The organism is Pseudomonas shirazensis (assembly GCF_050496565.1).
GTDB lineage: Bacteria > Pseudomonadota > Gammaproteobacteria > Pseudomonadales > Pseudomonadaceae > Aquipseudomonas > Aquipseudomonas shirazensis_A.
In genome coordinates this window covers 312,824-330,335 of sequence record NZ_JBNWAE010000002.1, presented here as the reverse complement: position 1 = coordinate 330,335, position 17,512 = coordinate 312,824, and the positions used below count along the sequence as shown (strand labels likewise).

The following is a 17,512-nucleotide window of genomic DNA, read 5'->3' as shown; positions in this document are numbered from 1 at the left end:
GCCCCATCACCAGTCGTATTTCAGGCTCAGCAGCGATGTGCGCTCCTGGCCGTAGAAGCAACCACCTGCCGAGAAGCACGAGGCGACGTAGTGCTTGTTGTTTAGGTTCTTCACGTTTAACGCGACAGATAGCCCTCGCAGCTCAATGGCAAACTTCGAGAGATCAACCCGCAGCGCCGCATCTACCAGGTTGTAGGCGTCTACTGAAAGGTCATTGCTCGTGTCGCCGTACGACTTGCCAACGTGACGAATACCCATACCCGCGCTGACGCCGTGCAGTGCACCCGAGAAGTCATAGTCCGCCCAGGCTGTTGCCTGGTTGAGAGGTACCGATACCGGGCGATTGCCCTCGATCTGGGCGTTGGTGTCTTTGGTGACTTCTGGATCCAGCACGGTGTAGCCCAGGATGAAGTTGAGGTTGTCAGTGACACTGGCATGCGCTTCGAGCTCAGCGCCGCGCACTTGGACTTCGCCGCTCTGCACGTAGTAGAGGGCGTTGTTGGGATCAGATGTGCGGACGTTCTCCTGCGTGATGTCGAACGCCGAGACGGTAATGAAGCTGTTCCAGCCTGGAGGCTGATACTTCACACCCACCTCATACTGCTCACCCTTCATCGGCGCGAACGCTTGGGATTGAGCATCCACACCTGTCACCGCTTCGAACGAAGTGGAGTAGCTCGCATAAGGCGAGACGCCGTTGTCGAAGTTGTAGATCACCCCTACACGTCCAGTCAGGTGATCATCCGACTGGCTGCTACGGGTATCACCCAGGTGATCATCGGTTTCGGTAGTAACCCAGTCCTGGCGCAGACCGATCAGGAAATTCCACTTGTCCCATTCGATCTGATCCTGCCAGTACGCCCCGCCCTGGGTGGTCTTTTGGACGATGTTGCTGGCCACATCTGGCAGTGCGGAAGTAGAGCCATAGCGCGGATTGAGGTAGTCGATGCCGCTGACGGCGTAGCTGCGACCAAGCTTCATGGATGACCGACCTTGACTCACCTCCAGCCCCATCAGCGTTGTGTGTTTCAGCGGGCCGGTTTCAAATTCAGCCTCCAGCTGATTATCGAGGCTCAGGGTTTGCTGATCTTCCACACTGTGATCGAGCAGACGGTTCAATTCCGTGGCAGAGGCCCACGGGTTGACGTAGTTGACCATGTACCCTTTGTACTCGGATTCCAGGTACATGTAGCGGGCGTTCTGCCGGAACGTCCAGACGTCGTCAAAGCGATGTTCAAACTTGTAACCCACCATCGACTGCTCACGGTCATAGGCGTCGACAGAAGGCTCACCGGGGTTGAAATGGCGCGAGATCTTGCCATTGGCATTCTTGAGAACCGAGCCTTCCGCGGGAACCCACCCGGTGTAGTAGCTCGAAGGATCCTTCTGGTAGCTCGCCAGGAACGTCAGCGACGTATCGTCATTGGGTTGCCAGCGCAAACTCGGCGCAATCGCGATCCGCTGTTCTTCCGTGTGGTCAATTTGGGTATCTGCGCGCCGGCTCATCCCAGCCAACCGGTATGACCAAACGCCTTGATCATCAAGTGCGCCACCCAAATCGATACCGACCTGACGCTCACCATTGCTGCCCATTTGCAGCTCAACGGAGTGCAAAGGATCCAGGACAGGTTGCTTGCTCACGAGGTTTACCACCCCGCCTGGACTGGCTTGGCCATACAGCACCGACGCTGGGCCTTTGAGCACTTCGACGCGTTCGAGCAAATAGGCGTCGAGGGTTGGTGTTGCCAGATACTGACCGGCACGCAGCGGGAGGCCATCCAGCTTCTTATCGAAGTTTGCCAGGCCACCGAAACCACCAAAGCCTCGAATGAATAAGCCATCGAACAGCCCATCAGCGCGAGAGTCAGCGAACACGCCAGGCGTGTACTTGAGCGCCTCCATCACCGTCTGCGCTTTTTGCTTGTCCATCTGCTGTCGGCCCACCACAGAGACGCTTTGCGGCACTTTGCTGAGGTCGGTGCTGGTTTTGGAGCCTGCGCTCGACCTATAGGTCACCCAGCCATCATGATCAACCTGGACAGGCGAGGATTCGATTTTGGTGCTCTGCAGCTCGACAACGTGCTCGGTCTGCGCAGAGGCGGACAGGGGGCCGAGCATCAACATCAGCGACAAGGGTGCAGCCGCTGGCAGCATCGAGCCGTTCATGGTTGCTTTCATGATCTAACCCTCAGCCTGCTGCCAAATCACAGTGGTCTTGCTCACCTTGCTTCCAGTAACCCGCCGCATGGACGCGTCCCAGCTCAAACGAGCGCTCTCGCAGTAACCGGGTACGGAGGACACGAATAATCGAGGCCTCTCCTGCGATCCAGGCATCACCTGAGCGAGTGGGTAGCGGGCTATAACGCAGCGCCTCTGCAAGCGTCTCGCTTGCCTCACCATTTTCGTTTTGACGAGAGATCCAACGCACATAGGTGTTCTCACCAATGGCCAACGGCTGCTTTTCACCTGCGTTTGGGATCTCGATGAACACGTGTGTCACGAGCTCTTCAGGGAGGGTTTCGAGAATTGCAGCGATGCCAGGCAATGCGGTTTCGTCACCTGCCAGTAACAACCAGCCGCGCGGATCTGCACCTTTGAATCCACCGCGAGGGCCGGCCAATTCGAGACGATCACCCACTACCGCACGAAGTGCCCATTGCGACATCGGCCCACCCTCATGCAATGCGATATCGAAGGTCAGCTCGTGCCTGTCAGCATCGAAGGCTCGGATGGTAAAGGCACGCCCAACCTGATGATGTGTTTTGGACGGCAGAAACACTTTGACCCATTGCGCCGGCAGGAGAGGTGTGAAGCCGAAGAGCCCTTCCCCGCCCACCACTACCCTGCGCATCAAGGGTGTGGGCGCACTGACCGACTTGACCTTCACGGGGCGCATGGTGGTATCGCCCATCATCGGCAGCACCTGTGCGTTTACTTCGGGCAAGGAATGGCCTGCAGAAACGATCGTGCGCGACTTCAGCGTCACCCCACCAATTCTCAGGGCCAACCCGCACGCCTCGATCAGCTTCTCCAAAGCAGCGGGCACCGCATGGGGAAGCGGCTGCTTGGAGACTCGGCGATTCCGGGAAGCATTGCCCAATGCGGCGAGCAAATTCAGTTCATCCCTGGAGATGAACTGGGATGTCGGCCCAAAGAGGTCGAACGTCGGGACAGCTGAAAGTACGCCATGGATGAGCCGGGCGAAGACGAAGGTGTGCTCAGTCGACAGCCCGATTTCTTCCAGCATGAAGCCGGCCTGGGTCGGCCAGCTATCGTCCCAGTTAAAAGCACGTAATGCTCTAAGCAGCTTTTCTTCGATTGGGGAACACTGATTGGCTGACAACATCACACGACTCATGACGAGACCCTCGCAGACGTAGCGATACGCTAAAACAAGATGAGCAGGACGCTTGTCCACACTGCTGAGGGGCCAAGCTTTGGATTGCGGATGATCCTAACATCCCATCTTTAGCACGGCAATGAGATTAATTCCTATAAACACCCGAGCTTTGGCCTCACGTTGCCATCGGATTGGTCAACGCCGCTGAATTCAGCGAAACTTGGGGATTCATTTTTTAAGTTGCCGCTGACCCATGACTTCACCCAAAACCTCTCTCTTTGAGGACGTACTGAGCCCCTCCAGTCAGGAATCCCGTCAGGACAGGATCCTTGCTGCTGCCGGCAGGATGTTCATCCAGCATGGGTTTGAGGGGGTCAGCATGGATGTCATTGCCAAAGCCGCAGGTGTTGCCAGGCAAACGCTCTATAACCGCTTTCCGGAAGGTAAGGAGTCACTCTTTGGCGCGGTGGCGGAGCGGATGTGGCAAGCATTTCCAGTGATGGACATCGCCAGCGATGAGGCAGCTTTGTCAGACCCCGAGGCCGGCCTACGCCTGATTGGCCTGGGGGTGGCGCACTTCTGGTCTCCTCCGCTCGCGGTCGACTTCCTGCGCATGGTGATCTCGGAAGGGCGTCGCTTCCCCCAACTGATCCAGCGTTTTTTCGAGGTCGGAAAAACGCCAGCTGTTAGCGCTGTCCGCAATTACATCGCTGAGCTCGGCAACCGAGGAACCCTACGCATCAATGATGCAGAGCTCGCCTCACAGCAATTTTTGGGCATGATTGATGAAACCGTACTCTGGGTGCGCATCATGGGAGACAACGCTGCCCTGCCGCAGGCCCGCATCAACCAAGTGGTAGACCAGGCCGTGACAATCTTCCTGAGCCATTACCGCAACGAATAACGCATGCCAATGGGAATATTTCTCATCGACAATGTTATTCATGGGATGTTAGGATTTTTACATCCTTTGTCGTTCGGCCCAGAGTAGGCCGGGGAGACTCTCATGAACTACCGCATGCATGACCTTTCTGCCTTCCCGTTCGTGGCCCTTGTCTCGGATCGATGCGTCCCTGGCTATGCGGAACAATGGGGTATGGAAATGGACGCGCTGCTCGACAGCGGCAAGATGTTCGTTGTGGCCTACCACCAGGACACGCTGAACGAAACAGCGGAAGACTTCAGAACACGCGGTATCTGGTTCAAGAAGAACAGGGCCAGGCTGGCCGGGCATTGCGCCGCCATGGTTGCTATCGTGCCGTCGGAAGACCAACGCCAGGCCTTTGCCGTAGACATGGAGAAGCGATCGCGTGGCTTTGGAGTGCGCTACTGTGCGCTGGAGAGCTTCGATGCGGCCCGGTCGGCGACAGCCCGCTTTGTCCAGGATGTCGCCGACAAGCCAGGTACCCTCGCTCGCCTTCCAGCGGAGAGCGTGGGCGTTAGTTGATGGCCGGGTCGTACGTGTAAGAGATGCCGTTAAACTTGAAGAGGTCGTACGGGCGGATATGGTCGTTGTAGTCGGCCACCATGTGCTTCAGCTCTTCCCGCCCATCGAGGAATACGAAGTTCGTCGAACCCGCAATGGGCTTGCGCCGGACTTCAAGATCGCGCAGCGCCTCACCATTGTCTTTGAAGGCGAGCTCGCTCGACCAGCCGTTCCCGTCTGCATCGCTCTGGGCCGTTATCATGAAGAGCAGGCGAGTGAAGGTATCTCCCAACTTCGCCAGAATGGTTGATGCTTCAACGCACCAACCTTGATGCATGTCCCCATCTCGGAAAATAACGGCGTACCGCTCCCCGGAAATCAGCTGAACGCTCGCATGAGGCGGGTTGCCCCAGGTGCCTCCCTGGAAGACCGCAATGTCCTCTGTTATCAGGCTCCACCCTTTCGGCACCTTCTCGAATTCGAAAATGCTCACGTACGGAGCGCATGCGTGGTATTCGTGGCCTTCGGTCTTCGTGTAGAACAAGACGACCATGCCTTCCCCGCGATTGCTGTAGAGCAGGGAATACTGATCCATGAAGTTGTGCTCCAGCGGAAACTCCAGCTCGGGATCGAGGGCATTCCAATCCGCCGCTTTCAGATGCTGCAAGCACAGATCAATCGCCCGGTGGCGATTCCAACGCCCTGGAATATCACATTCTGGCTCGGACTCAGGCGGCGTCGGCTCCACTGACGAGTGGTTATGGTAGGTGGTGTTGTAGCTGACGTTGACGTTGCCCGTGTTATTCGCCACCACTGGGCTTTGATTGCCAGTAGACGAGTGAGACGCCACCGCTTGAGGTGCTGCCGTCGTCTCGGCACCAGCTTTCGCCCCCGCCTTCCTGAAGAATTTCATCACTCCCAGCACCGCTCCGCCTACCGCGAGCACGCCGCTCGTAATTCCAGCAACATTGTCCCAGTCTGAAAGGCTTCCAAAGTTGAACATCACGTGCTTCCCATTTCTGTAATCGGTGGGGAGGAAACACGACATGACCTAGCGTCAGCCGGGGTGACCCAAGTGCCCTCATCGGAGCTGCATATATAGCATTGATGCCCCTAGTTCAACCTTTTCGCCGCATTTACTATTGGATCGGCAGCGAAGCGATCAGCAGATCGAAGCTTGAGGCCAAGTAGTCGTTCGCGCGCTCAATGGGCTGACGAACACTCTCGAAGATCAGGCCGATCGAGCAGACTGCCAGGAAGGAGGCGAGACGCGGGACGTTTACAGAACCGTTGAATCGGCCCTGCGATGCGCAGGACTGGAGCGCAGAGCTATACGAGGCGTACATCTGATTGCGCAGGCGATCCAGTCGCATGGAGATAGCATGGCTTTCGTCACACCGTTCGCTTTTGTGCAGCAAAATGTCGCAGAGCTGGCGGGCGTGTGGCTCTTTGACCATCTGCTCGAATGCGTCCCGAATCCGTGCAACCTTATCGTTCCAGTCTCCCGCCTCACTTGCTATTTCCTCAATGGGCAAGCGGTGCTCATCCAGCAGCACCTGCAACAGTTTTTCCTTGCTACCAAAGTGCCAATAAACCGCTCCCCGCGAGCAACCAGCAGCCACGCCGACCATCTCCAATGTGGCACTGGAATACCCTTTCTCAGAAAACACATCGAGCCCGGCCAGCAATAGCTTTTGCCTGGTTAACGCGGTTTCGTGCGCTGTCTTACGCGCCATTTAACAACCTCCCAGCACCCTCGGATCAGCGTGGAAGAAAGCCATTCCACCCATGCGAGTGGCATATTTAAGAATATTTCTCATCGACACGTCAAACATGGGATGATAGGATCTGCGAAATTTGAAAAAACACAGTGTTTGAGCTTCTGCTCAGGCCCTTGCTCGTTGACCTGAATCCTCTTGCTGGCCACCTGAAGGGTTCCAAGTCTCTGATTTCCATGTTTTTTATCGGAGCCTAGAAGTGAAAAGCTTCACGCCTTCACGTGCATTCGTCGCCCTTCCCCTCACCGCCCTTCTTTTGGCTGGATGCCAAGAATCAGAACCGACCGTGAGCGCCGCTGCGCCGGTTGAAGTCGGGGTCTACACCATCCAAGCCAAACCGTTGACCTTGACCAACGACCTACCCGGACGTACTACTGCATTCCGCGTCGCCGAAGTGCGCCCGCAGGTCAGCGGCATCATTCAGCAACGCATGTTTGTAGAAGGCAGTGAGGTCAAGAAGGGCCAACAGCTCTACCTCATTGACCCGTCGACCTATCGTGCTGAGCTCAATCGGGCCGAGGCAAATCTGTCCAGTGCGCGGAACCTAGCCGATCGCTATGAGCGCCTGCTCAAGACCAACGCGGTCAGCCGGCAGGAATACGATGATGCCAACGCTGCTTTCAAACAGGCGCAGGCGTCGGTAGAGGTCGCGCGTATCAATCTGGAGTACACCCGAGTCCTCTCTCCCATCAGTGGGCGCATTGGTCGCTCCCTGGTGACAGAAGGTGCATTGGTCACCAACGGCCAGGCACAACAGCTGGCTACTGTGAATCAGCTCGATCCAATCTACGTCGACGTCACGCAGCCGATTACTCGAATCCTGCAACTGCAGCGCGCGCTGGAGTCGGGCAACCTGATGCAGGCGGGTAAAGATCAGGCCCAGGTCACCCTGACCCTCGACGATGGCAGCAGCTATGCCCAGCCTGGGAAACTCAAATTCTCGGAAGTCAGCGTCGATGAAGGTACCGGCTCCGTCACGCTGCGTGCGGAATTCCCGAACCCTGACCGCAAGTTGCTCCCAGGCATGTTCGTTCACGCACAGCTGAAAGAAGGCGTGCGCGACGCCGCCAAGCTCGTTCCACAATCCGCAATCATTTTCGACACCCGAGGTCATGCCAATACCTGGATCGTCAAACCGGATAATTCGGTGGAGCTGCGAGAGATCCAGACCCTGCGTACGGTCGGCAATGCCTTCCTGGTAGGTGATGGCATCGAGCCAGGTGAGCGCGTCGTCACCGAAGGCATTCAACAGCTGCGCAGCACCAGCAAGGTAAATGCGAGCGAGGTGTCCAGCGACATCTTGAGCACCTCTCTTACCGCTGCCAACTGAGGTCGTCTCCAATGTCCCGCTTCTTCATTGACCGCCCCATCTTTGCGTGGGTTATCGCGCTCGTGATCATGCTCGCAGGCGTTTTGGCAATCCGGTCGTTGCCAGTCAACCAGTACCCCAACATCGCCCCGCCATCGGTCGCGATTCTCGTCAGCTATCCTGGCGCCTCAGCGCAAACTGTCCAGGACACCGTGGTACAGGTCATCGAGCAACAGCTTAATGGCATGGAAGGTCTGCGCTACATCACATCGCAAAGCAACGCCGATGGCAGCATGATGATCATCGTCACCTTCGATCAGGGGACGAACCCGGACATCGCTCAGGTTCAGGTACAGAACAAACTGCAACTGGCGACGCCATCCCTTCCGCAGGAAGTTCAGCGTCAAGGTATCCGCGTGGTGAAGTACCAGGTCAACTTCATGCTGATCGTGGGCCTGATATCCACCGACGGACGCCTCGATGGCTTCGACCTGGGCAACATCATCCAGTCGAACCTGCAGGATCCCATCTCTCGTACTCAGGGTGTGGGTGACTTCCTGCTGCTGGGCACCCAAAACTCGATGCGTATCTGGCTGGATCCCGCCAAGCTCAACAGCTATCAGCTGATGCCGCAGGATGTGATCAGCGCTATTGAGAGTGAGAACGTCCAAGTATCGTCCGGTCAGCTCGGCGGACTGCCGGCCAAGATGGGGGTGCAGCTGAGCGCTACGGTGATCGGCGAAACCCGCATGCGCACGGTGCCTGAGTTCAACGAGATCCTGATCAAGGTCAATCCAGACGGCTCGCAGGTGCGCCTTAAGGATGTGGCAAAAATCAACTTGGGCAGTGAAAACTACTCGATCTTCAACAAATACAACGGCAAGCCTTCGGCGGGTATCGCCCTGCGTCTGGCGACCGGTGCGAACGTGCTGGATACCGTCAAACGCGTGCATGATACTGTTGATCAGATCAAGCCGTTCCTGCCCAAAGGCGTAGAAGTCATCTACCCGTACGACACCTCCCCTGTCGTCGAGGCTTCGATCCACTCGGTAGTGCACACGCTTTTCGAAGCGATCGCGCTAGTGTTCCTGGTGATGTACCTGTTCCTGCAGAACTTCCGGGCCACGCTGATCCCTTCGCTGGCAGTACCAGTCGTTCTTTCGGCCACCTTTGCTCTGCTCTTTGCGCTCGGATTTACCATCAACGTAATGACCATGTTTGCAATGGTATTGGCAATCGGCCTGCTGGTCGACGATGCGATTGTGGTGGTGGAGAACGTCGAGCGATTGATGACTGAGGAGCACCTGTCTCCGAAGGAAGCCACCCAGAAATCGATGGAGCAAATCTCCGGAGCCCTTGTTGGCATCGGGTTGGTGATTTCGGCGGTATTCCTGCCCATGGCTTTCTTCGGCGGCTCTGCGGGCATCATCTATCGCCAGTTCGCTGTCACCATCATCGCCGCCATGGGCTTCTCTGTTCTGGTTGCGCTGGTGTTCACGCCGGCACTGTGCGCGACGATCCTGAAACCACACGTTCCAGGCGCTCACGAGAAGAAAGGCTTCTTCGGCTGGTTCAACCGCATGTTCGACCGCAATACCAACCGGTATGAAAGCACGGTGAAACGGATCCTCGTGGGCCGTGGCCGGTTCATGCTGGTCTACCTGGTGCTGCTGGGCGGTGTTGTCATGCTGTTCTCTAAGCTCCCCACATCCTTCTTGCCCGAGGAAGACCAGGGCATGTTCATGGTGCAACTGGCGCTGCCGCAGAATGCCAGCTCTGAGCGCACCGAAGAGGTACTGAACAAGGTCAAGGACTACCTCATCAACGAGGAGAAGGACAGCGTAGACTCGGTGTTCGGTATCAACGGTTTCAGCTTCGCAGGCCGTAGCCAGAGCACAGGCCTCGTCTTTGTGAACATGAAGCCTTTCGCCGAGCGCACACAATCCTCGCAGTCGGTGTTTGAGGTGGCCAAGCGTGCCCAGGCCAAGTTCGCACAGATCAAGGAAGCCAACGTACTGCCGTTTGTACCACCAGCCATTCTGGAAATGGGTAACGCGACAGGCTTTGACTTCTTCCTGCAGGACAATAGCGGTGTGGGGCACGATGCCCTGATGTCTGCACGTAACAAGTTCCTGGAACTCGCCTCCCAAGACCCTGTGCTTGCTATGACTCGCCCCAACGGCATGAACGACGAAGCCCAGTACAAAGTTGTGATCGACAAGGAAAAGGCGCGTGCACTCCAAGTGTCCGTAGCTGACATCAACACCACGATGTCGGTCGCCTGGGGCTCAGCCTATGTGAACGACTTCATCGATCGTGACCGGGTGAAGAAGGTATACGTCCAGGGCAACGAGAGTTCGCGCATTTCACCGGAAGACTTTGCCAAATGGTACGTCCGCAACTCCGAAGGCAAGATGGTTCCGTTCTCGGCCTTTGCGACCGGGAAATGGATTTTCGGCTCACCCAAGCTTGAGCGTTACAACGGCATTCCTTCGGTAGAAATCCTGGGTCAACCGGCACCAGGCTTCAGTACTGGCGATGCCATGCGCTCAATTGAGCGGATCATGCAGCAGATGCCAAACGGTATTGGTCTGGCCTACACCGGCCTGTCCTATGAGGAGCGCCAGGCTGGCTCGCAGGGCCCCGCCCTCTATGCCCTGTCACTGATCATCGTCTTTCTCTGTCTTGCAGCCCTTTATGAAAGTTGGACTGTGCCCGTCGCTGTCATGCTGGTTGTACCGCTTGGCGTGCTCGGCGCGGTGGCGGCGACGTTGATGCGTGGCCTGTCGAACGACGTGTTCTTCCAGGTTGGCATGCTGACTACCATGGGTCTCGCTGCGAAGAACGCCATCCTAATCATCGAGTTCGCCAAGGACTTGTATGAACACCAGGGCCGCACCTTGTTCCAGGCTGCCGCAGAGGCATCGAAGCTTCGCTTGCGACCGATCATCATGACGTCCATTGCGTTCGTCATGGGTGTATTGCCACTGGCACGTGCCATGGGCCCAGGAAGCGGCAGTCAGCACTCGATCGGTACTGGCGTCGTGGGTGGCACCTTGGCCGCTACCTTCCTGGCCATTTTCTTCGTACCCCTGTTCTACGTGATCGTGGTCAAGCTCTTCACCCGCAAGGAGAAGGTAGCCGTCGCGGAAGGAGTTCAAGCATGAGCCTGACACGCATCTTCGTCGTCACCGCGTTGGCAACGGCTATCCAGGCCTGCTCGCTGATCCCTGACTATGCGCGCCCCGCAGCACCAACGCCCTCGACCTGGCCCACTGGCTTGGCCTACGAGAATGGCACCGTGACCCCGCAGCCCACGCTGCGGCGGTGGGATGAGTTTTATAAGGATCAAGGGCTCCAGCGCCTGATCGAAAGCGCACTTGAGCACAACCGCGACCTCAAGGTCGCGGCACTCAACGTCGAGGCGTTCCGGGCTCAATACCGCATCCAGCGTGCTGATCTGCTACCGACAGTCGGCGTCCAAAGCTCGACGACCCGCCAACGGTTGCCGGGTGACCTGCGCAGCTCAGGCAATGCAGGGATCGACAGCCAGTACGGTATGCAGGTAGGAATCACTTCCTACGAGCTGGATGTCTTTGGCAGGGTGCGCAGCCTCAACGAGCAAGCCCTGGAACGCTACCTCTCGGTGGCAGACACTTCTCGCAGCATCCAGATCAGTCTGGTCAGCAACGTCGCGATCGCCTACTACACGCTGCAGACCGATCTTCGTCTGCAGCAACTGACCGACGCGACCCTGCAGAGTTATGTGGCAAGCCTGGGCATGGTCGAAGCTTCCAATGAAGCCGGTACCGCGTCTGCGCTTGCGGTGCGTCAGGCACGCACCTTGGTCGACGGTGCCCGCGCGCAGCTGTTCGCCTATACCCGTCAGGTTGCCCAGGATGTGAACGCCTTGCAGCTACTGGTGGGTGATGCGCTTTCGGGAGATAGCCAGAGCATCGCCGAAACATTCGGGCAGATGCCGGAGCTTCCGGCGAGCCTGCCGAGCCAGGTGCTTCAGCAACGGCCAGACATTCTGGCAGCGGAACATCAGCTGAAGGCGGCGAACGCCAACATCGGCGCAGCACGAGCAGCGTTCTTCCCAAGCATCAGCATTACGGCGGGTGCCGGCACTGCCAGCAGCGAACTGGATGGTCTATTCAAAGGAAGATCAGGCGCCTGGAGCTTCATCCCGACCATCAATGTGCCGATCTTCACTGGCGGCCAACTGAAGGCCAACCTGGACTATGCCAAGATCCAGAAGGACATTAACGTTGCCAGTTACGAGAAAGCTATCCAAACCGCCTTCAAGGAAGTTGCAGATGGCTTAGCGTCGACCGGCACCTATCGCGGCCAAGTCAAGGCACAGGGTGAGCTGGTAACGTCAAACCAGGAGTATGTGGATATGGCCAAACAACGCTACGAAGAAGGTGTGGACAACTACCTTACCTTCCTCGACGCGCAAAGACAGTTGTTCGAATCACAGCAGCAGTTCCAGCTCGTACGACTCGCTCAATTGAACAGCCAAGTCCAGCTGTACAAGTCACTTGGCGGCGGCCTTGCCACTGATACGCAGTAAAGACGACCAAGACCGATAATGCTCGCGCAACATGACTGCACTATTTAAAAGGTACGCAGGATGATAGACGAAAAATATTTTTCAACTATTGATCTGAACTTGATGGTGACATTTATGATAATTTACCGCGAGCAGAATCTGACACGCGCCGCTTCAATGCTTCAAGTCAAGCAACCGGCTGTGAGTGGCGCACTGGCTCGCTTAAGGGCCATATTCGGTGATGAGCTGTTCGTCCGTAAGGCACGAGGCATGCGCCCTACCGAGCACGCACACAAGATTGCAAAAACGTTGGATCCTGCAATACAGAAGATTCAATCACTCATTACACCGCCCAACAACTAATCATCAGAAATCTGATTAAGGAGGTATTATCGCGTAAACTCCAGTTGCTTCTTTGGATCTGTTAAACCCATTTTGGCGCAGGCTTATACCCTGCGTCTTTTTTTGCTCTGACCACAGACAAAAAAAAGCCTCAACCGAGTTGAGGCAAACGAGGGAGCAAAATGAATCTAGTTAAACTGGATACACAGGCACAGGACTTGGATTGCGTTCGCTGTAGACCGCTTGCTGATGCCAATATGGATAAATCGGCTTACGGGCACTTGCACGCGACAGGCATTCAATCTGCTTAGGTGTCAGTTGAAGCGTCGCGGCAGCCAGGTTGTCCCGTAGCTGATCTTCTCGACGCGCACCGATTAGGACACCCGAGACAGTGGGTTGAGCCAGCAGCCAGGCGAGGGCCACCTGCGGAATGCTACGACCAACCTGTCCAGCAACGTCCTCCAGCGCATCGGTAATCCGATACAAAGGCTCCATATCTGCAGAAGCACGAGGATCCTTCGAAGCCCGGCTATCGGCGGGCGGGACAGGGTTACTGCGGGTGATGCGGCCTGTTAGTTGCGCGCTGGCCAGCGGACTCCATACAAGCGTGCTCACGTCCTGGTCGAGCCCAAGAGGCATGAGCTCCCACTCAAACTCTCGATCCAGCAGCGAATAGTAGGCTTGGTGGCTCACAGGACGGGGCAGGCCGAGTTGATCGGCCATGGCGAGCATTTTCATCAAATGCCAGCCCGAGAAGTTGGAGACACCAAATGCGCGAATTTTGCCTTCGGATACTAATTTCCCCATCGCACGCAGCATCTCCTCGATCGGGGTCATGGCATCGAAGCCGTGAAGCTGATAGAGGTCGATGTAGTCGGTATTCAGTCGACGCAGGCTGTTCTCGCAGGATCGAATGATGCGCTCATAGGAGGCTCCTACATCATCATCTCCAGCCCGCAGTCGAAAGCCCGTTTTAGTCGCCAATATCACCTTGTCCCGGCGTCCTTTGATCGCTTCGCCCAGGATTTTCTCTGAGAGACCATCTGAATAGGCGTCAGCGGTGTCGAAGGCATTACAGCCATGCTCAAGCGCAACATCGACCAAGCGAGTGGCCTCTGCAACACCTGTTTCACCCCACTTTTTGAAGAACTCGTTGCCGCCGCCAAAGGTGGCCGTACCCAAAATCAGAGGGGGAACCTCAATGACGCCCTTACCTAGAGTGCGAGTTTGCATAAAAACCTCTCATTTAGCTCATGTACCAGCCACCGTTGACGTTCAACGTCTGGCCGGTGATGTAACCGTTTTGGGCCAGCATCAGGACGGCGCTCGAAACCTCGGACACCTGCCCGAATCGTCCCACTGGAATCAGCCCTGGAGTGATGTTGGGGTTACCTTTGATCATGTCCGTCTCGACGAGCGCCGGAGCGACCGCGTTGGAAGTGATGCCTTCTTTGGCTAGCAGGTGGGCATAGCTGTGTGCCAATCCAATCATCCCTGCCTTGCTTGCAGCATAGTGCGGGCCAATCACTCCACCCAGCTGCGCAGCCACCGAAGACATCATGATGATTCGTCCCCATTGCTTCTCCCGCATCTTGGGGATTACCGCCTGACTCAGGACGAAGGCCGACATCAGGTTGGTTTTGAGCACCAGTTCCCAGTCGTCGACCGTGATGTCATCAAGCTTTTGAATCAATGTCATCCCGGCGTTGTTGATCAGGATATCGACGGCGCCAAGTCCTTGCTCGACCTGTTCGACCATCTCCTGGATGACGACGGGATCGGTCAGATCACCTTTGACCGCAACGGCCTTTCGACCAGCAGCCTCGATCGCGCGGACAGTCTCGTTTGCATCGTCATCAGCCTTGTTGTAGCTGATGGCGACATCACAGCCTGCATAGGCGAGTGCAATGGCGATGTCGCGACCAATACCGCGCGAACCGCCAGTAACGAGGGCAACCTTGTTTTCTAAATCAGTCATCATGCTCACCTGCTGAAAAGTCAGGCACGAACTGGTGATCGCGCCTTTTGGATAAGCGCACTGGTCGCGAGCACGGCCAATGCAATGAGGGTTGTGGCTGCGACAAATTCGCATACATGTGACCAGCCGCCCTGCGACCAGAGCATCGCGCCAAGCCAGGCGCCCATCGCGCCACCGGCAAAGGTCACGGCCATATAGAGGGTGTTGAGCCGTGCGCGAATGTCCGGCTCAAGGCCAAAAATGCGCGCTTGGTTTGCTACCTGCCCGGACTGCTGCCCGAAGTCCAAGAGGTTGACAGCGATCACTAGCGCCACCAGCGAGTGGTCACCGATGAAGAAGGCCATCAACGCGCATAACAGCAAAGAGCCAAGGGAAATCAGGTTCACCCAGCCACTGCCCCATCGATCAGCGAGGCGACCTACGTAGGGAGCCAACAGCGCGCCGGGAGCTCCCCACAGGCCAAAGAGACCTGCAGCAGCGGTACCCAAGCTGAATGCTGGTGATGCAAGGTGGAATGCTAGTGTTGCCCAGATAGCCGAGAAGCCCGCAAAGGTGCAGAAGCTCAGTGCCATAGACAACCGGAGCTCACCATGACGCAGCAAGCCAGGCAGGGAGCTCAAGAGCTGCCAGTAACCAAGCCCAGCCCTGCTCTTCCGCTCAGGCAAGTAACGAGGCAGCACAACCATCAACACGGCAATCAGCACGATCTCCAGGATGAAAGGAGACCGCCAGGAGCCAAAATAATCGGCAGCTACACCCGAAACGGTGCGCGAGAGCAGAATTCCCAGGATTAATCCGCCCGTGAGCTTGCTGACCACCAAACCACGCTTTTCTGGCCCAACGAAGGTTGTCACCAGGGGAATTAGCACCTGGGCCACAACGCAGGTCAGCGCAATGGATGCGCTGGCCACCAACATGGCTGCAAGACCAGGCGAAACAGCCATGCCCAGCAACCCTGCAATGGTGAGCAGCATGAGCCAGCGAATCAGCTTCACTGGATTTGCGCTGTCAGCCAGCGGAACCACAAACAAGATGCCTAGCGCGTAGCCGATCTGACTGGCCACGGAAACCAGTGAAGCCTTGTCTGCTGTGACGCCCAGCGCACTGGCCATCTGGGCCAGCAGAGGCTGACTGAGGTAAATGTTCGCCACCATCACCCCACAGGTAATGGCAAAGATCGATAGCGCCCCTTTACGCAGTTCCAGTGCAGCGGTAGCCGTCACGCCTCGGCCTGCGCGCCGTCGATTTCGGCGAAGGTATCCGAGGCCACTTGCAGTGCGCCCAAGGCAGTTGGCAGACCTGCCGCCATCGATACCTGTACCAGTGCCTCCACAATTTCCACTCGACTCGCACCGTGTCTCAGCGCTGCTGGGATGTGCATGCGCACTGCGCCGTAACCAGCTGCACCGAGAGCAGCACAGGACGAGATGATCACCAGCTCACGCGTCTTCAGATCCAAGCCAGGACGTTGATAGATGTCACCAAACTCCATCTCGACGATGAGCCTGCCAAAGCCTGGCGCCATGGCATCCACGTTTTTCACGAACTGCTCAGCCGGCAAGCCCAGTGAGCTTTCGAAAACTGACGAACCTTCTTGAAACAGGCGATCACGGGTAGTCGGGTTAGACATAGGACGAATCCTCAAGTGAATGTCGCAACTAAATTAGACTGTACAGTCCAGTCTAGTCAAGCGTGAGACAAACACATACATAGGATGATCCCATCTTGATGTGCAAAAAATACCCCGCGCGGGCCCTTTACGATCAAACGGGGACTCACCGGGGTGGGCCCTTGCAGACTGGCCAAAGCCAACCTGTAGCGCCTTGCAATCCAACGACCTACGACCGCCACAACTCGCCTTGAGCGCGGGGTGCAGTTATGCGCAGTGAGATCTGCGGTTAAATCCCAGGCGAGGATCACCTGCTGCTGGGTGCTGCCCAGCATTTGCAGCGCTATATCTTCGAGGCTGAAGAGCACTATCTGAGCAGATGGCAGTGCCTGCATCAGTCGAACCCCAACCCTCAGATGAGATGTGGAATGTCGGTGGTTCTGCGCGACATCGGGCACTGAGGGGCGCGGCAGGCGCTACTCGAAGCGGCGGCAATCCCGAGGAATAACACGTAGCATGTTGAGCCGGCGTGAAGGCGTTCAAGCAGTCCCGGCCTCCATCAAATCAGCTCTGATTGACCCAAAAGGTGAAGGGGGCTTACGTCTACCTGATCATAGGATCGTCACATCACGCTCCGAGATCTAATCCAAACAGGGCATCCCGAAGCGCAGGTGTATCGACCTGCTCATTGACGAGCCGGCGCAGCAGATACTGAGTAAGGTGTGAGCGAAGTCGGCACCGCAATTCGACACACATATCCGATTGCCCAAAATGGCCATTAGGCCAACGCACCATCAACTCCCGCCGGAGGGTGACCAGTGCCTGCCGTCCGACAGTGCTGGGAAACAGACGAGTCATATCGTCAAGGCCGGCAGTGCGCCTGTAGCCTGCCAACGCCTGACCCAGTACTGTGCTCAAAGAGTCGCCGTAGACCTGCCAAGCCTTATCCCATATCAGCTTCTCTACATCACCATCCAATATTCATTCTCGCTTCTACTGCGCTATCGCATTGTGTTGTGATCTAGGCGCACCGCGATCATTGAGTCCCTGAGGCAGCCCGACCATGCACATTGAATTTGACCTAAACCAGAACGATCTGGAGGCGCTACTAAGGCACTGCCAGTCGTATAAGCCCGCAAGCGGTGACGCTCGCGAGGATCAACGCCTGGAGGACG

At 56.8% G+C, this 17,512-nt stretch carries 14 protein-coding genes; 6 read left to right on the top strand and 8 right to left on the bottom strand.

The annotated features are described in order from the left end of the window. Positions 1-6: 6 nt before the first annotated feature. Together ACQZ2L_RS05535 and ACQZ2L_RS05530 are read right to left on the bottom strand one after the other, a co-directional pair. Positions 7-2,178, bottom strand: a complete 2,172-nt coding sequence (locus ACQZ2L_RS05535; RefSeq protein ID WP_430325090.1) for a TonB-dependent siderophore receptor — start codon at positions 2,176-2,178, stop codon at positions 7-9. Between the two features lie 10 nt (positions 2,179-2,188). Further along, complete coding sequence (locus ACQZ2L_RS05530) at positions 2,189-3,358, bottom strand: SIP domain-containing protein (RefSeq protein ID WP_430325088.1); 1,170 nt, start codon at positions 3,356-3,358, stop codon at positions 2,189-2,191. A gap of 235 nt (positions 3,359-3,593) precedes the next feature. Here ACQZ2L_RS05530 and ACQZ2L_RS05525 point away from each other — a divergent pair, with 235 nt between their 5' ends. Next, positions 3,594-4,244, top strand: a complete 651-nt coding sequence (locus ACQZ2L_RS05525; RefSeq protein ID WP_430325086.1) for a TetR/AcrR family transcriptional regulator — start codon at positions 3,594-3,596, stop codon at positions 4,242-4,244. Between the two features lie 102 nt (positions 4,245-4,346). Further along, positions 4,347-4,787, top strand: a complete 441-nt coding sequence (locus ACQZ2L_RS05520) for a hypothetical protein (RefSeq protein WP_430325084.1) — start codon at positions 4,347-4,349, stop codon at positions 4,785-4,787. On the opposite strand, the gene ACQZ2L_RS05515 is transcribed toward ACQZ2L_RS05520, so the two are convergent. Together ACQZ2L_RS05515 and ACQZ2L_RS05510 are read right to left on the bottom strand one after the other, a co-directional pair. After that, positions 4,780-5,769 carry a hypothetical protein gene (locus ACQZ2L_RS05515; RefSeq protein ID WP_430325082.1) on the bottom strand — a complete coding sequence of 330 codons (990 nt, stop codon included), beginning with the start codon at positions 5,767-5,769 and terminating at the stop codon, positions 4,780-4,782. The two genes, ACQZ2L_RS05520 and ACQZ2L_RS05515, sit on opposite strands and share 8 nt — an antisense overlap. A gap of 136 nt (positions 5,770-5,905) precedes the next feature. Next, positions 5,906-6,502: a TetR family transcriptional regulator gene (locus ACQZ2L_RS05510; RefSeq protein WP_430325080.1), complete on the bottom strand. Its 597-nt coding sequence runs from the start codon at positions 6,500-6,502 to the stop codon at positions 5,906-5,908. Positions 6,503-6,743: 241 nt separating this feature from the next. On the opposite strand from ACQZ2L_RS05510, the gene ACQZ2L_RS05505 reads away from it, so the two are divergent. Genes ACQZ2L_RS05505 through ACQZ2L_RS05490 form a run of 4 tightly spaced genes read left to right on the top strand, consistent with a single transcriptional unit; the run spans position 6,744 to position 12,771 of the window. Then, a complete protein-coding gene (locus tag ACQZ2L_RS05505; RefSeq protein WP_430325078.1) occupies positions 6,744-7,874 on the top strand; it encodes an efflux RND transporter periplasmic adaptor subunit in 1,131 nt (376 codons plus the stop codon). Positions 7,875-7,885: 11 nt separating this feature from the next. Then, positions 7,886-11,020, top strand: a complete 3,135-nt coding sequence (locus ACQZ2L_RS05500) for an efflux RND transporter permease subunit (protein ID WP_430325076.1) — start codon at positions 7,886-7,888, stop codon at positions 11,018-11,020. Positions 11,021-11,022: 2 nt separating this feature from the next. Then, positions 11,023-12,429: an efflux transporter outer membrane subunit gene (locus ACQZ2L_RS05495; RefSeq protein ID WP_430325166.1), complete on the top strand. Its 1,407-nt coding sequence runs from the start codon at positions 11,023-11,025 to the stop codon at positions 12,427-12,429. A 60-nt stretch (positions 12,430-12,489) separates the two neighbouring features. Further along, positions 12,490-12,771, top strand: a complete 282-nt coding sequence (locus ACQZ2L_RS05490) for a LysR family transcriptional regulator (protein ID WP_430325074.1) — start codon at positions 12,490-12,492, stop codon at positions 12,769-12,771. 171 nt (positions 12,772-12,942) lie between these two features. Here the strand turns inward: ACQZ2L_RS05490 and ACQZ2L_RS05485 are convergent, their stop codons facing one another. The 4 genes from ACQZ2L_RS05485 to ACQZ2L_RS05470 are packed head-to-tail and all read right to left on the bottom strand — an operon-like array spanning position 12,943 to position 16,358. Next, on the bottom strand, positions 12,943-13,983 hold the full coding sequence (locus ACQZ2L_RS05485) for an aldo/keto reductase (protein ID WP_430325072.1): 1,041 nt from the start codon (positions 13,981-13,983) through the stop codon (positions 12,943-12,945). A 13-nt stretch (positions 13,984-13,996) separates the two neighbouring features. Next, positions 13,997-14,728: an SDR family NAD(P)-dependent oxidoreductase gene (locus tag ACQZ2L_RS05480; protein ID WP_430325070.1), complete on the bottom strand. Its 732-nt coding sequence runs from the start codon at positions 14,726-14,728 to the stop codon at positions 13,997-13,999. A gap of 20 nt (positions 14,729-14,748) precedes the next feature. Next, positions 14,749-15,951, bottom strand: coding sequence for an MFS transporter (locus ACQZ2L_RS05475; RefSeq protein WP_430325067.1), 1,203 nt, complete (start codon positions 15,949-15,951; stop codon positions 14,749-14,751). Then, complete coding sequence (locus ACQZ2L_RS05470) at positions 15,948-16,358, bottom strand: carboxymuconolactone decarboxylase family protein (protein ID WP_430325065.1); 411 nt, start codon at positions 16,356-16,358, stop codon at positions 15,948-15,950. The genes ACQZ2L_RS05475 and ACQZ2L_RS05470 overlap by 4 nt, the downstream gene beginning before the upstream one ends. Between the last annotated feature and the right edge of the window lie 1,154 nt (positions 16,359-17,512).